15 protein-coding genes and 1 pseudogene are annotated in these 14,053 nt (G+C 41.0%); 10 read left to right on the top strand and 6 right to left on the bottom strand.

Going from position 1 to position 14,053, the window contains the following annotated elements:
* The first annotated feature begins 71 nt into the window (after window positions 1-71).
* From HH214_RS10130 to HH214_RS10110, 5 genes are all read left to right on the top strand, one after another.
* Complete coding sequence (locus tag HH214_RS10130; RefSeq protein WP_169607352.1) at window positions 72-2,246, top strand: glycosyl hydrolase family 18 protein; 2,175 nt, start codon at window positions 72-74, stop codon at window positions 2,244-2,246.
* Window positions 2,247-2,249: 3 nt separating this feature from the next.
* Window positions 2,250-2,852 (top strand): class I SAM-dependent methyltransferase, encoded by a 603-nt coding sequence (locus tag HH214_RS10125; RefSeq protein WP_169607351.1) that lies wholly within the window; start codon window positions 2,250-2,252, stop codon window positions 2,850-2,852.
* A gap of 292 nt (window positions 2,853-3,144) precedes the next feature.
* Window positions 3,145-4,935: an eCIS core domain-containing protein gene (locus HH214_RS21945; RefSeq protein ID WP_211166350.1), complete on the top strand. Its 1,791-nt coding sequence runs from the start codon at window positions 3,145-3,147 to the stop codon at window positions 4,933-4,935.
* 445 nt (window positions 4,936-5,380) lie between these two features.
* Complete coding sequence (locus HH214_RS10115; RefSeq protein ID WP_169607350.1) at window positions 5,381-6,586, top strand: alpha/beta hydrolase-fold protein; 1,206 nt, start codon at window positions 5,381-5,383, stop codon at window positions 6,584-6,586.
* Between the two features lie 344 nt (window positions 6,587-6,930).
* Window positions 6,931-7,311 (top strand): nuclease A inhibitor family protein, encoded by a 381-nt coding sequence (locus tag HH214_RS10110; protein ID WP_169607349.1) that lies wholly within the window; start codon window positions 6,931-6,933, stop codon window positions 7,309-7,311.
* Between the two features lie 88 nt (window positions 7,312-7,399).
* Here the strand turns inward: HH214_RS10110 and HH214_RS10105 are convergent, their stop codons facing one another.
* The 5 genes from HH214_RS10105 to HH214_RS10085 all read right to left on the bottom strand — a co-directional run bounded on the left by HH214_RS10105 (window position 7,400) and on the right by HH214_RS10085 (window position 10,503).
* Window positions 7,400-8,782, bottom strand: coding sequence for a DNA/RNA non-specific endonuclease (locus HH214_RS10105; RefSeq protein WP_169607348.1), 1,383 nt, complete (start codon window positions 8,780-8,782; stop codon window positions 7,400-7,402).
* A gap of 163 nt (window positions 8,783-8,945) precedes the next feature.
* Entirely contained in the window at window positions 8,946-9,230 is a 285-nt protein-coding gene (locus tag HH214_RS10100) for an integrase core domain-containing protein (protein WP_169607346.1), read from the bottom strand.
* A 121-nt stretch (window positions 9,231-9,351) separates the two neighbouring features.
* On the bottom strand, window positions 9,352-9,564 hold the full coding sequence (locus tag HH214_RS10095) for an integrase core domain-containing protein (protein WP_169607345.1): 213 nt from the start codon (window positions 9,562-9,564) through the stop codon (window positions 9,352-9,354).
* Entirely contained in the window at window positions 9,548-10,207 is a 660-nt protein-coding gene (locus HH214_RS10090) for an IS3 family transposase (protein ID WP_248282276.1), read from the bottom strand. Before HH214_RS10090 ends, HH214_RS10095 begins: the two co-directional genes overlap by 17 nt.
* Window positions 10,204-10,503, bottom strand: coding sequence for a transposase (locus tag HH214_RS10085; RefSeq protein WP_169607343.1), 300 nt, complete (start codon window positions 10,501-10,503; stop codon window positions 10,204-10,206). The genes HH214_RS10090 and HH214_RS10085 overlap by 4 nt, the downstream gene beginning before the upstream one ends.
* 262 nt (window positions 10,504-10,765) lie before the next feature.
* On the opposite strand from HH214_RS10085, the gene HH214_RS10080 reads away from it, so the two are divergent.
* Together HH214_RS10080 and HH214_RS10075 are read left to right on the top strand one after the other, a co-directional pair.
* Window positions 10,766-10,903, top strand: a complete 138-nt coding sequence (locus HH214_RS10080; RefSeq protein WP_169607342.1) for a hypothetical protein — start codon at window positions 10,766-10,768, stop codon at window positions 10,901-10,903.
* Between the two features lie 133 nt (window positions 10,904-11,036).
* Window positions 11,037-11,276, top strand: a complete 240-nt coding sequence (locus tag HH214_RS10075) for a YtxH domain-containing protein (protein WP_169607340.1) — start codon at window positions 11,037-11,039, stop codon at window positions 11,274-11,276.
* A 387-nt stretch (window positions 11,277-11,663) separates the two neighbouring features.
* Here HH214_RS10075 and HH214_RS10070 read toward each other — a convergent pair whose 3' ends face one another.
* Window positions 11,664-12,158: a helix-turn-helix domain-containing protein gene (locus tag HH214_RS10070; RefSeq protein ID WP_211166349.1), complete on the bottom strand. Its 495-nt coding sequence runs from the start codon at window positions 12,156-12,158 to the stop codon at window positions 11,664-11,666.
* A gap of 47 nt (window positions 12,159-12,205) precedes the next feature.
* Here HH214_RS10070 and HH214_RS10065 point away from each other — a divergent pair.
* From HH214_RS10065 to HH214_RS10055, 3 genes and pseudogenes are all read left to right on the top strand, one after another.
* A pseudogene (locus HH214_RS10065) lies at window positions 12,206-12,691 on the top strand (magnesium chelatase subunit ChlI family protein); the annotation flags it as partial.
* Window positions 12,692-12,825: 134 nt separating this feature from the next.
* Window positions 12,826-13,392 carry a biliverdin-producing heme oxygenase gene (locus HH214_RS10060; RefSeq protein ID WP_169607339.1) on the top strand — a complete coding sequence of 189 codons (567 nt, stop codon included), beginning with the start codon at window positions 12,826-12,828 and terminating at the stop codon, window positions 13,390-13,392.
* 231 nt (window positions 13,393-13,623) lie between these two features.
* Window positions 13,624-13,998, top strand: a complete 375-nt coding sequence (locus HH214_RS10055) for a response regulator (RefSeq protein WP_169607337.1) — start codon at window positions 13,624-13,626, stop codon at window positions 13,996-13,998.
* The last annotated feature ends 55 nt before the right edge of the window (window positions 13,999-14,053 follow it).

The raw sequence follows: 14,053 nt of genomic DNA, 5'->3' as shown, positions 1-14,053 counted from the left end.
ATATGAAATAAAGCGTTTGTATAGACTAGTGACTGTTTCAAAAAAGCTACTTTTAAAACCTAATCTAATTCATGATTTTTATTTTTAAGCAATTTCAGATATTAACTTTAAAGATAATAGTATGTGGATTTGCTATTGTAATATTTTCATTAATTACACCTAACCTATGTGCATTTGCTCAGAAGCCAATAATTGACTCATTAAAAAACAAAATTACGCTTCCTAAAGCGCCCAAGGTACCCGAAATTATTGGTGATTCACTGCAGAAAACAAGTGTTACGCTCAAAGGATCAGTCAAAGCTTTGAAAGCAGATGCATCTCTGTTAAAAAAGATGCTACAAGCATTAAAGTTTAAACAGAATGCAAGAGCCAAAGAAAAACAAAGAATCATATTCTTGATAGACTCTTTGGTGCTTAACAACCGGAATTTAATTACTTCAAGAAATCTTGAACAACTCCAGCAACGCCTTACAGATACCAGCAGGCAGCAGTACAATGAGCTTTTAGCGCATATACAGGCTCTGAAACTCAACCCGCAAATCGTGCAAGATACTACCGGAAAGGAAATTGAACAGCAGCAGAGTATCAATTCTGTTATTGCAAAAGTGTTACCTATGCTGAAAAGCATCCAGAATACACAGCATATCAACGTTAAGCAGCTGACCAAGTTACAATCCATTAAAGCGCTTTACAGCCGGTCGCCCCAACAGATGGATACCGCCAAGTTAAATGATAGCACGCTATTGGTTTACAAGCTGCGTTTAAGACATGTTCTGAATGTAATGGGCTACATATCCTACCAAAGCGAAAAAAGCGGAGAGGACTACAATTATAACTTATTAAGCAGCATAGCCTTGTTTACTTATGAAATTAATACCACTACAGGCTTTGTGCGTGATTTAAATAATGCTAATACAGACAGCATATATAACCATGGCGTAAACAGCGGCCGTAACACTTACCTGTCATTCTTCACCAATACCGACCCCGCTAAGTTGCTTAACAATCCCATCGCACAAAACAATTTCTTTACCACTGCAACTAAACAGCTTAAATTAAAGCGCGCGGCCGGACTTAACATTTATCTTAGTGCATTAAACGGACAGTCAAGGTTGCAGCTAACCGGCTTTATTAAAAGATTATACGAATATCTTCGGATTAATTATCCTGGCTTTCAGCTAAGCATCACTGTACCGGGGACGGGCGAGGCTACGGCTTATGATTTGCAGGCGCTGAATGCTTACGCCAACCAGTTTGTTATTGACTTTACAAAATATAATCCCCTAAAACCAGGCCCTATAGCACCAATAGCTGACTTTGGCAATAACAATCTGCAATCCGCCATTTCGAGATTTATCAATCAAGGGCTCCAGCCTGCGAAAATTTATCTATGCCTTCCCTATCATGGCGTGCGCTGGACTTTTACTAAACCTGCAAACAAAGGGCAATACCCCATCTATCTACCTTACAAAATCATCCGCTCCCATTACAATACTTCCTTTTATAATCTGGATACCAGCATTGCGTTTTCAACAGAAACAAAAGGCAAAAACTCCGTTGATACGGTTTGGTATGATGATGAAAACACTTTGGCCAAAAAATATGAACTGGCTTTGCTGAACAAGATTGGCGGGATAGCCTTATTTGATTTAGGTGATGGTGAAGGCTACAGCGAACTTTGGGACGTAATAGCCGAAAAACTGCTGACCATTGATACTATCAAAGTAAAAACAATTTCTCTAAAGCATCATCAAACCCAACTAACTTTCGGCCAATACGTTCAGTTATATTACTATTTTTTGGAGCAACCATGTAGCAATACATTCTCACCCGAACTTGCCGCTTGGCTTGGCGTACAACATGATTGTAAAAAAAACGAGGCTATATATAGGCAGATGAACTTAAAAATGCAGTACGTTTTGTGGATAACTGATATCATCCTAGGGCTACTCTTTATGCTTAGCAGCATAGTGCTTATCTATTTTATCAGGCGGGAAGGAGAATGGTGGGCTTGGAAAAAAGCATTTATCTGGATGATATCCTTTTTTGTCATACTTTTAGTATTAGCCATTTTTATGTCGCTCTATATGGATGATAATATTCCGTGGTTTGGGGGCAGCAACAAAGACTGTGTGAATATGCCTTTTCATAATGTACTGGCTATAGTTATCGTGAGTATGGTCACGGGAGCACTTATCACCCGGTTCTTGATATTTCCTTTGTTAAAAAGAGAAGACATTCCCTGATTTATGAAAGCTATCCTAGATACTGTCTCCGTACTTCGTTATCATAAGCGGCAAATACAGTTGCATGGTGCCCGCCATGTCAAGGCGTTGGGCTGGCGAAATGCATACAGTCAGTTGATCCGTTTTCAGGCAATGTTTTCTATGATTGATTTAGGTAGCGGCTCTGTACTTGATGCAGGCTGCGGCCATGGAGATTTGCGCAAATATCTTTATGACTTATACCCACAAAATACCTATTACGGTATAGAGCAAATACCCGAGCTGCTTGATGTTGCTGTAGAGCGCTATGCCAGCTATCCTGACACACATTTCTACTTGGGCGACTTTACTACTGCCGACTCACCGGTATGTGATTACGTGTTGGCATCGGGTTCATTAAGCTATCAAAACAGTGACCCTGATTTTATTTTCAAGGTCATAAAAAAGCTGTATGCATGTTGCCGGCAAGGGTTAGGATTTAACTTGCTAAGTCGCGTTGCTCAACAAGGTTGTTTAGTCGCATATGATATGAAAGAAATAATGGATTACTGCTTGAAATTATCTGAAAAGGTTTTGGTCAAGACCGATTACTCTGAGGAAGATTTTACAATGTTTGTGCTCAAATAAATAGTCTGTCATTGAAGGAAGCCCTGTATCGGTTTCATAACAAACAGATTATTAACTTCTATGCTATCCAATCAGAACAACAACAGAATATAATTTCCCGTAAAAAAACAAGTACAATGAGCGTAATTCATTCAGTGTAGAAATTTAGTTATATAAAATAGAACAGCAACTGCAGTTATTATACTGGAGATTAATCAAATCTATAATTGATCTGATAAGCGGACATCTCTGTTAATATTAAACAATGCTACTGTAATCAGTAATATAGAGATCAATATTTCATCTTTTCCTTATGAAGAGTTTTATACCAGATAAACAATCAATAAATTCAGCAGTAAAGGCCCCGGGCAAGATTACCAACAATCCATTGCAACGAAAAGGTGCTGGAGAAGAGAAGGATGCTTTGCAACGGAAACAAAACCCTTTACAGCGAATGGTGGACAAAGAGGATGAACTGTTAGAAAAGAAAGACAACCCCTTACAGTTAAAAAAAAGCAGCCAGAATCCGTTGCAGTTCAAGCAGCCTGCCAACAATCCTTTGCAGTTACAGACTGCGCCTAAAGCTAAAAATAATACCGGATTGCCGGACAGCCTGAAAGCCGGAGTGGAGAACCTTTCCGGCTATAGCCTCGATGATGTCAAAGTACATTATAACAGTGATAAGCCAGCGCAGTTGCAGGCGCATGCTTACGCACAGGGTACCGACATTCATATTGCACCGGGGCAGGAGCAGCATTTGCCGCATGAAGCTTGGCACGTGGTACAGCAAAAACAGGGGCGCGTGCAGCCTACCATGCAGCTGAAGGGCGGCATGCCTGTTAATGACGATGCCGGCTTAGAAAGTGAAGCAGATAAAATGGGACACAACGCGAGTAGCTATACATCATCTTTGGCCTTAACATCTGGAAATATACAGCGGGTGGCAAAAACTGTGTCACTTGCAACTATTCAGCGAAAGAGTGAGGTAAATTATAAAACCCAAAAGGTTTCCTATACTGATATGCACGGTAAGAGCCATGACGAAGAGGTTGGCTATCAAGCAGATGCTTTTATTGATGTTACTGACCCTATAATAGGTGCCGAGCCAGACAGTAAAACACAGCAAAAGGCAATGTATGATACCTTAGCAACCATGCATGGTATAAATTATTTAATACGAGGACATTTACTGAACGGTAATATAGGAGGGGTAGGTGCGGTATATAATCTTTTCCCAATAACTTCTCATGCCAACAGCCAACATAAAATGACAGCTGAAGGGCATTTAAAACACCATGTACGTGCCGAACAGCAGGCTTTTAAGAATAAGTCTGCCGGGCCGTTTTTTGTTCGGTATCGTGTTACGGCAGAAGCTGAAAACAGCAGCGACCTAAGCAGCAATGCCAGTGCAAAATTCTTTTGTGAAATGGTTAGTGCCCATTCTAGCCTGCCTGGAGGCAAGAACGAAGTCTGGACAGTTTTCAGTCAACCTAATAATAAGGTTCAGGCAGATGGAGATAAGTCCTCACATTATGATTACTCAAATAAAGATTTGGGTGGATTTGAAAGCTCGGGTAAAGGCGAGAGCATGGAAACGTTTACCAGCAGGGTGCGAAGTAATGTAAACGGATGGAAAGGCAACAAAGACAATGAGTTTACGCCTGGTGCTAAAGGAGCTGATGTTACTGCTCATGTTGAGCTGTCGGCCATAAAGGAAAGGCTTCTTGTAAATTTAGAAAACGAAATAGACAAACATCCTTTGTGTGAAGATTTGTTTTTTATTGCACCGGAGAAACTGAAAGAGCTGTTTGCAAATACCTATAATTTAACTGATGTAAATCAAGCATATAATTACATCTGGGATCAGGTTTTGATTTATGAAAAAGGTCAGGAAGCACAGCTAAATAATAATAAACAAGCCTTGCTCAATGATTTAGTGCAATATCTTGAAGGTGTGAGCATTTCTAAAGATGCAAAGTTTAACACTTATACAATAATTGAGCAGCACGTTAAGACAATTGCAACCAACGATTTACTTGAACAAAGCATAAGTGAGATAGTTAACTCGGTCAACATGGAAATTCACAAATACCTTCAACATTGAATATGAACCGTTACATACTTTAGAAGGTAACTGCTATTCAGCTGGGGCAAGGACGATCAAATAAATAAGTGGCCAAAAAATTTAGCCGCTTATCATTAAAGTATGAAAATCAGGACTTGAGTTGACTTTTCATAGTTCAGACGGTAGATCAGTTTGCGCCGGAATGTGGTGGTCAAGTTCAACAGAATCTCCAGTTGTACAACAGAATAAAGCAGCAATGGCCAACTACGGAATTGTAGATCATACGATACTAATAGGACGGATAAGGTTTTAGAGCAAATAGTCTGTAACCTAAGTTGCCCAACTATCAGATAGCATCCAGGCTTGTTCCATGAGAACGCAGAGGAAACTTATTATTTTAAAAACGCCTGCTTGATACAGGAGAAATTATCCGAATTAAAATGTTAATCATTTAATGGGAACATTGAATGATTAACTTTATGCAATGAACAAAAGAGCAAAACCTTGTAGATATTTTTATTATTTCAATTTATCCTTTATTCTATTATTGATATTTATTTCCTTACCCAAAATAGTTACTGCCCAGATTGACTCTTTACCTATCCACAACGAAAAAGCAATATTATTGCATTCAAAAGTCATGTCTGAAGATAGAACACTTTGGATACATCTTCCAGCCAACTATACATCTACATCAAATTCATATCCCGTATTGTATGTGCTCGATGCAGGTAATCATTTTAATCATGCTTCAGAAGCAGTAGGTTTTCTGGCAGGATATGATCGCAATAGAATGCCTGAAATGATTGTCGTTGGAATAGTGAACGTAAATCGAGGTAGAGACTTTACTCCTGTCTATTTGAAAAATGCTAAAGGGGCGCTTGATAGTTCTAAAACGACAAGCAATGCCGGAGCCGATAGATTTTTGAGATATATAGCAGACGAAGTAATTCCTTACGTTGATACTCACTATCGAGTACAACCATATCGAATACTGACCGGACACTCTTTGGGTGGTTTGTTTGCATTGTACGCTAAAGAGCAAATGCCAAAGTTATTTCCAGCAATGATTTTAACAAGCCCTGCAATTAACGGGATTAATGATAGGATGTTATCCAATATTCATTTGTTCATAAAGGCTTCGCACCCTCACAATGGCAAGTTATTTATAGCAATTGGTAATGAAAATACGCAGAAAGTTGATTCATTAACATCTGAATTGAAGCAATTTGCCCCAACATGGTTGAACTGGGCATACAAAAAATATGAGGAGGAAAACCATTTTTCTGCTCCATATAAAAGCCTATTTGATGGACTTAAATTTATTTATAAAGACTGGTTTATAGACTATTACGGAAATACGAGTATTTCTTACCAAGATATTCTTCGGCACTTTAAAATATTATCTGATGAATTTGGATATAACATGACCGCAACAGAAGACTTCGTTAATAATTGCGGTTATAACCAGCTGAATGCTGGGAAAATAGAAAATGCTATCGGGCTATTTGTTGAAAATGTAAAAGCACATCCCGATTCTTATAATGCTTACGACAGCCTTGGAGAGGCATACATGAAATCGGGTAATACTTCACTTGCTATATTTAACTATAAAAAATCTATTGAGTTAAATCCTCACAATGAAGACGGAAAAGAAATGCTTGAAAAACTCATAAAGGGTAAGAAGTAAGTTTTGTTTGTGATATTCTTACTCTTCACTTTTTTAGAGGAACCTTATCACAATAACAGACCAGTAGGTCTGTATGCTGCGAAAGTATACGGATTTACTGACTTGTACAAATCACTAATAGCAATGCCCTTTAAATAGCATTGATATTGTAAGTGGCAAAGAATACTACTTCTTATTCTCTCAGCGGATTATATGCCACCGTAAACGAAGGAAATATAATGAGCATTTTGTTCTATAAGTAACGGTAAGTAAAGACAGCTCGTTACTTACAAGAATTTTCTACGGTATGCGCAAACAATCATCCAACGTTGTCCTTTAACTCCTAACTACAAATCACTACCGAAATGAGCATACAAAGCAACCTGGAACAAGCAGCTAACGGTCTTCAGATGATGAGTGAATCCGATTACCCGTTCACGTATGTCTGTACAGAAGCTAAAGTGATTGATAATGACTTGGTACTCAAGATAGCTGCCAAACCACAAGGCACGCCCATTGAGCAAACCACCATCGAGCACCTGTTACGAAATATGACCGATGCTTCGTCAGGCTCTGTCTCTCCGCAAGTGGCAAATCAGTTCCAAAACCTGGCTGCAACGCTTAAAAGTGAACTTAGTAATCTTACTGTGTACCGTGTAGGTGAAGTGCAGGTCGATGTGTTCATCTTAGGGCTGACTAAAGAAGGTAATGTTGCTGGTATGCGTACTAAGCTGATTGAAACATAATTAATGTAACCATAGCAAACAACAAAGCCAGGCATCATGATAGATACCTGGCTTTACTTATAAAGGTGGTAACAGTATTGTTCTGTTATTACTGATTATCCACTTTGGTTTCAATGGCATCCTGTACCGATTGTGGTAAAGCTGACAAGAGGTTATACCCGGTTGCCTGTTCAATGCTTCTCACCGTGCAGCGGTATTGTTTCCAGTCGGTGTTGATGCTGTTGATGTTAGGCGTGTTTACCGCAATTACCCTGGTTGAACTGGTAACCCTGCTCAAATCATTGTTGCCGTTAGCCAGCACTACAATTACTTTCCAGATGTTGCTTGGCACTACCACATTACCATTGTCTACCGTAGTGGTTGTTCCTCCATTAGAACCTGTACCGCCTTGTCCGTAGCTGCCCATGATCACGTAAATCTCGTTTCCAGCAGTCACCAGTGACCTTCCATAGTTCTCTAGGTTCGCCCAAGTTTGCTGGTTATTGTTCGGGGCTTGTGGCACCATATTGCTCATTAAAAACGTGGCTTGGTTAGCTGCGGTCGTAGATGTACGGTCTGCACTGGGGCAGTTGTGCCCGCGATCAAAACCTGAACCGCTGTAGCTGCTGGCCGATACCTCGTACCAGCCGGACGGTAAACCCGTATCCGCACGGAAGTTATCGGAACGGTCGGTAGAACCTAAAGAACTGGCTCCTACATACCAGCTGGTCCAGTTCGGCTCTCCCTTGCTGCGATTGTAGCTCTGGGTAAAGTAAGTGAGGTCACGCAGGTAGTTATCGCTATTAGCGGTGCTGGTCGTGGCACCACTCGGGTTACCCATCAGCAGGTTGCTGTTGTCTGTAGTAGAGCCGCCTGTACTACCTCCACCACCTGTTGAACTATTATCATAGCTGTTAATGGTAAACTCATCAATGTTGATACGGTTCGAGCCGCCTGTGGTTTTACGCAACTGGAAACGCAGGTTACCGGCCTGGTTCACCGTGAACGTGGCCGTACTTAGTGTACTGCTCGAAGCCGTTACCGTAGCGCCTGTTTGACTGTAACTGCTGCCGCTATCTGAGGATACCCATAGCTGGAAGTTAGACGAACCATCCGAGCCGTACACTGCATAGCGTACCGTTACGGTAGAAGCGCCTGATGTTACGTTGAAGTTCATGCCCAGGGTACCGGTGCTGGTAAGGCGTACCGATTTAGAGCCCACTTTAGGGTCAGAAGTGGAAGTGCCGATCAGCGCATTGTTCAAATTCCACGAGCCGCTGCTTAGCGTGACATCTGCTGCTGCATAAGCCGTCTTGCTGCCCGATTCAAAGCCTTCATCAAAGGTCTGGGTAATGACTTTGGTGCCGGAAACAGCACGGGAAGCTACGGTTAAGTTGACGGGCTGCGTAGCTGGTGCCGTTACCTCCTTGGAGCAGGAGGTCAGCAACAGGGCTGCCATCAGTGGCGAAAAGAGTAAATGTTTGAATTTCATATACGGTTTGTTGGATTACCAAGTATACGGGAAAGCTTTATCAGGGTTGTTAACGCAAGATGAACAATGCATCATTTTTGTTAACACTTTTAATCTAGCTTATAAGAAGGTCTATGCTCTTGTCAGCTTCCCTGCTTTTAGGGCCAATCAAAAGTAGAATTTTCTACGTTGAGACATCTTGCAATAAATCGACTTGCGTGCGGAATTTTAAGGCATGATGTGGCCGGTAATAATTGTAATCTACCATCCATTCCTCTGCCTTTTCCCTGACCTCATCCAACGTTTTAAATACGTAGGCATTTAGTAGTTCCCGTCTGATATTACCATTGCACCGTTCGACATAAGCATTCTGCATCGGCTTGCCCGGCTGAATGAAAACCAAGGTGATCTTGTTCTCCTTGCACCATATGTCCAGCTTATGCGAGATGAACTCCGGCCCGTTATCCATTCGGATCATTTTGTGGCAAATCCCTGTGTTCTCTGAGCTGTTCCAATACCCGGATCAGCCTCAATGTGGAATTGCAATGTTTTATTGGAGAGATTTTATCAGGCAGACATTTTATTGTTGTTTAGAAACGCTTCTTCATCCTGGCAGGGTGTAAGATATCCCAGCGCTGAATGCCTTCTTTGCCGATTGTACCCAACCTTGATGTGTCTGGAGACACAGCTAACCTGGCTTCGGCTTTAGTTTGAAATGACCTGTGATAAACCATTTCAGTTTTCATAGTTTTAAAGAAGCTCTCTGCTACGGCATTGTCCCAGCAATTACCTTTTCTGCTCATGCTTTGCTGTTACCTCAGGATACTTCTTTAACAGCTCGGTAAAGTCACTACAGGCATATTGTACACCTCTGTCCGAACAGAGCGAAAGCTGCTGCACTACAGGCCTGTGATTCACAGCCATTTTAAAAGCTGCAAGCGTAGCATCTATAGCTTTCATTGTTTCACTTAGTGCCCATCTGGTGACTTTACGGTCTACAAGGTCTATAATCGTGGTCAGGTACAGCCATCCTTCACCGGTTTTAATATAAGTGAGATCAGACACCCATTTTTGAGCCAATCTATCTACCGCAAAGTCCTGCCCGAGATGATTCTCAGCCACTGCATACGTATGCCTGGAATCAGTAGTCTGAACACGATATTTCCGCTCCTGGACAATACTTTTTAAGTTCGCTCTTTTCATTGCTTTAGCCACGCACGGCCTGGAAACGTGGATGCCGACTTGTTCTGGTTCTATTGCAATGCGGGGGCTACCATAACAACACCTGCTTTTACGATAGATACTTTCTATTTGTGAGAGTAGTACCTGCGATTTAAGTTCTGTTACGCTGACAGGGTGCTTTAACCCGTAATAGTAACTACTGGAGCTTACACCCAGTACCTTGCACGTCTTTTCTACGGTGAATTCTGTTTTATGTGCCTTTATAAATCTGAATATCTCCCGTCTCCCTTGGAAAAGATGCTGACCGCCTTTTTTAGGATATCTCGCTCCTGCTGCGCCTCCCTTAATTCTTTTTGCAGTCTTCTAATCTCTTTTTGCTCATCGCTCAGAGCAGTGGCTGACTGGCTGCTAGTTCCATCGCTTTTATATTGGTTTTTCCACTTACTAATCCTGCCTGGATCAATGCCCAATTCCTCGGCTGCCTCCTTTACTGAACCTTTAACATCAGATAACTCCACAGCCATCCTTTTAAACGATTCATCGTACACTCGCTTTTTCATCTTAGTCAAATTTAATCTTTATTAAATCTGCCTTGATAAATCTCTCCAATCAAATGTAGCAACTCCATATATTGGTTACTCACCGCATTGATCCTGAGTTCCGTAATCACCTTTGCGACCGCCGCGGTGACGAGTAAAGTGCTATTGGTAATCATAACAGCAACATATTGTTACCGGTAATCATTGGATTAAAAGTAAGGATTAACACCTTGATGACCGTGCGGGATGTAGTGATCGGGGGGATGATCTGGATATACGAGATATGTTTCTGTTTATACCGGTCATTGCTGTGTTAAAGATCATATTTGATCCTGTGGAAAGCCTGAAATTCTGGAGCATTACACTTGGTGATGAAGAGAAGCAGCAAAACAAGTTGGGCAACCAAGCTGATCGCACCTGATAAAAAAGTAAAAGGTCTGTCGTTATCCCATTCAGGTTTAAGCCTAAACGATTTGTAAAGCGGGAGAGAGGATAGGCATGAATATTGTCAATATATCGACATTCCACTATTCATTTAATACATAAGAAATACTATGAAAAACCCATTTGAAAAAGAAGACCACACCGTTCTGATCTCTTCAATAGCCATCGGCGCATTGGTAGCGGGAGGACTGGCCTATCTTTATTTAACAGAAAACGGCAGGAAATCACGCGAGGCAATTGGCCATAAGATCAAGGACGAAGCCAAGGATTTGGCGTCTGGTGTTATCAGCGGAAAGACCGGCATAGGTAAAGATAAAGTAAAAAAAGTGGCTGATTTTGTAGCGGAATAAGCCTGGCTAATGTCGTTTACTGCGTTCGGAACTTTAATCTCCAGGTCACCCTCATCAAAGTTGTTCTGTATGATGACTTTAATGAGGGTGATTACTTGTATGTTTGATGCAAATGAAATAATATTCTTAAGTTACTGTGCTATAATGTAGAGTATAGATAGGCAGACAACTAAACTTTAAAACGATAATCAACGGTTAAGCCTGTTGTATTACAAATGGTGATAAATTACGCAATCCATCATTAAAGGATCGTTAACAGTAGCAACCAGTATCCAATCTTGAGGATATGGAAGCGTTGACCATTTGGCTTGAAAGGGAGTGACCATGTATGCCGAAACATTTTGACCATCTTAAACCACTGACTAGTAAATTATATTTTGTTTCTCATTAACACAACCCACTGATCCGCCTCCTACGGAAACGTCTGGTCAATGCTCCCAGAATAGCAAAATAGATTACCAGATTTGACCTATCCATACTAAATGACGCCCCTGAAAATTTTTTGAAAAGGGTATTGATCTTTTGTAATGTTCGCTGATAAGGCTGACTTTCGCCTTGTTCCCAGCTGCATATGGTAGCACCGTCCACATTCAGCATTGTGCCCAGCTTTTTCTGACTGATCCCTTTTACGTGCCTGTAGGCTTTCAGCTTGCCGGATAGTGTTGTCAGGTCAAAGCTGTATGGCAGGTAACCTAGAAACTGGATGATATTTGGAAAGAATTGTATTTGGGGAATACTTCTGTTTTTTTCCCAGTTAGTGATGCAATCTTCAGTGACACCCAATATCTTTGCTACATCTTTTTGCAATAGCTTTGAATCAATCCGCTTCTTCTTCAGGTGTTCGCCTATCGTACCTGGATTTGCAGGGTAAGAAACGGGCATCTTTTTTCCGGTTTGGCTTGAAAAACGCAAACAAGGCAACGCATGTATGCCCTTGTGGCTACTATAATCACCCCGAAAAGGAATGCGTCTGCCCGCCGGGTACCGTACAAAAGTACCTGAGCAAAGTATCAGGCCCATTGCTTGATCGTATTGATTTGCATGTGGAAGTAACCCCGGTTAACTTCAATGAGCTGGCATCCGACCGACTGGCCGAAAAAAGTGAAAGCATCCGTGAGCGGGTAATTAAAGCCCGTGATATACAGTCTGAGCGCTTCGGTAATCAGCCGGAGCTGCATGCCAATGCACAAATGAGTTCAAAACAAGTACGTGAGGTTTGCAAAATTAGTGAAGCCGGACAAAACTTACTTAAGAAAGCAATGGAGAAACTAGGCCTATCAGCCCGCGCGTATGATCGTATCTTGAAAGTAGCACGCACTATTGCTGATTTGGCTGGCAGTGAAGATATTCAATTAGAACACCTGGCTGAAGCCATTCACTTCAGGAGTTTAGATCGTGAAGGTTGGGCAGGATAAACTTTTTGTACCTTGCTTTTGTTAAGTAACCTGCTTGCTTTTGGCTGAATGAGGATGTAAAGAATATACCATCCAATACCTTAAGCCAGGTAATCGCGTTATTTAACTTTGAATATTTGTAAAACATCCATCAAATGCTTGCTGAGCAATTAAAAAAAGATACCCTACAAAACCATCAACAACTAGAAAAAATGCTGGTAGGCCGCATGAAAGCCATTCGTTCGGCAACTGATTATGTAAACCTGCTTCAACTATTTTACAGCTACTTTGGTGGTTTAGAAACTCAAATAGCACCTTTCATCAACCAAAGTAACCTGGCTGATTATGCCGACCGGCGCAAATCAGAAGCGCTAGCAAATGATATTAAAGCTTTGGGCGGGCAGCCTCATGAAAAAGCCTCCGGTACTCATCTGCCTGCTATTACCAATACGGCCGAAGCTTTTGCTGCTTTGTACGTAATTGAGGGTTCAACCTTGGGTGGCAAAATTATCAGTAAAATGATGGCGCAGCAGCTAAACATTACTGATGGTCGCGGCTTAACTTTTTTTAGTGGTTATGGTGATGCTACAGAAAGCATGTGGACTGGCTTTAAAACAGCATTGAACGCCCAAGCCGGTACACCCAGTCAACAAGCTGATATCATCAACACCGCTAATGAAACCTTTGCAAAATTTAAGCAATGGGTAGAAAAAAATAACTAATAAGTACATAGGCCATTAAAATACCTGATGTACTAGCAATACCACCTTACCTATCCCACTTTTTTAATAGTATAAGTGCTGCCTGATACGGTTGTACTATCGTAATTTTGCCAGCTGTAACTCAGTAATTAACAGGTTAAATAAATGTTTAACCCTTATTAAATTGTAAATAATTCGCTTCAAATCACAAATTTATATTTGTAAATTTGTAAGTACTACACTATCAACCCTATGAGTAATAATTCGCCAAAAAGAATTGTAATTTTTGATGATGATGAAGATATTCTTTCCATTTGCTCTTACATTTTAGAAGAGCAGGGCTGGGAAGTACATACCTTTACAGATTGTAACAGCATTACGGAAAAAGTATCTACAGTGCAACCTCAGGTTATTTTGATGGATAACTGGATACCTGATGCGGGTGGTATTATAGCTACCCAAACCTTAAAAAATGATGCAACACTGAAAGATATTCCGGTAGTTTATTTTTCGGCTAACAGTGATATTCAGTTACTGGCCGATCATGCTGGCGCCGAAACTTATCTGGCAAAACCTTTTGATTTGGACGAGTTGGAAAGAGTAATCAATGACGTTTTAGTAAAATAATTTTCAGCTATATTTTATCTGTATTCTTCATAAAAAAAGCCGATCTGTTATCTAC

The sequence above is a fragment of the Mucilaginibacter robiniae genome, from assembly GCF_012849215.1.
Lineage (GTDB): Bacteria > Bacteroidota > Bacteroidia > Sphingobacteriales > Sphingobacteriaceae > Mucilaginibacter > Mucilaginibacter robiniae.
This window is presented reverse-complemented; position numbering and strand designations above follow the sequence as displayed.

Excerpts from the sequence above, each read along its gene's own strand:
- HH214_RS10130 (WP_169607352.1), top strand. The coding sequence starts at position 72 with ATGATTTTTATTTTTAAGCAATTTCAGATATTAACTTTAAAGATAATA.
- HH214_RS10125 (WP_169607351.1), top strand. The coding sequence starts at position 2,250 with ATGAAAGCTATCCTAGATACTGTCTCCGTACTTCGTTATCATAAGCGG.
- HH214_RS21945 (WP_211166350.1), top strand. The coding sequence starts at position 3,145 with ATGAAGAGTTTTATACCAGATAAACAATCAATAAATTCAGCAGTAAAG.
- HH214_RS10115 (WP_169607350.1), top strand. The coding sequence starts at position 5,381 with ATGAACAAAAGAGCAAAACCTTGTAGATATTTTTATTATTTCAATTTA.
- HH214_RS10110 (WP_169607349.1), top strand. The coding sequence starts at position 6,931 with ATGAGCATACAAAGCAACCTGGAACAAGCAGCTAACGGTCTTCAGATG.
- HH214_RS10105 (WP_169607348.1), bottom strand. The coding sequence starts at position 8,782 with ATGAAATTCAAACATTTACTCTTTTCGCCACTGATGGCAGCCCTGTTG.
- HH214_RS10100 (WP_169607346.1), bottom strand. The coding sequence starts at position 9,230 with ATGGATAACGGGCCGGAGTTCATCTCGCATAAGCTGGACATATGGTGC.
- HH214_RS10095 (WP_169607345.1), bottom strand. The coding sequence starts at position 9,564 with ATGAGCAGAAAAGGTAATTGCTGGGACAATGCCGTAGCAGAGAGCTTC.
- HH214_RS10085 (WP_169607343.1), bottom strand. The coding sequence starts at position 10,503 with ATGAAAAAGCGAGTGTACGATGAATCGTTTAAAAGGATGGCTGTGGAG.
- HH214_RS10080 (WP_169607342.1), top strand. The coding sequence starts at position 10,766 with ATGTTTCTGTTTATACCGGTCATTGCTGTGTTAAAGATCATATTTGAT.
- HH214_RS10075 (WP_169607340.1), top strand. The coding sequence starts at position 11,037 with ATGAAAAACCCATTTGAAAAAGAAGACCACACCGTTCTGATCTCTTCA.
- HH214_RS10070 (WP_211166349.1), bottom strand. The coding sequence starts at position 12,158 with ATGCCCGTTTCTTACCCTGCAAATCCAGGTACGATAGGCGAACACCTG.
- HH214_RS10060 (WP_169607339.1), top strand. The coding sequence starts at position 12,826 with ATGCTTGCTGAGCAATTAAAAAAAGATACCCTACAAAACCATCAACAA.
- HH214_RS10055 (WP_169607337.1), top strand. The coding sequence starts at position 13,624 with ATGAGTAATAATTCGCCAAAAAGAATTGTAATTTTTGATGATGATGAA.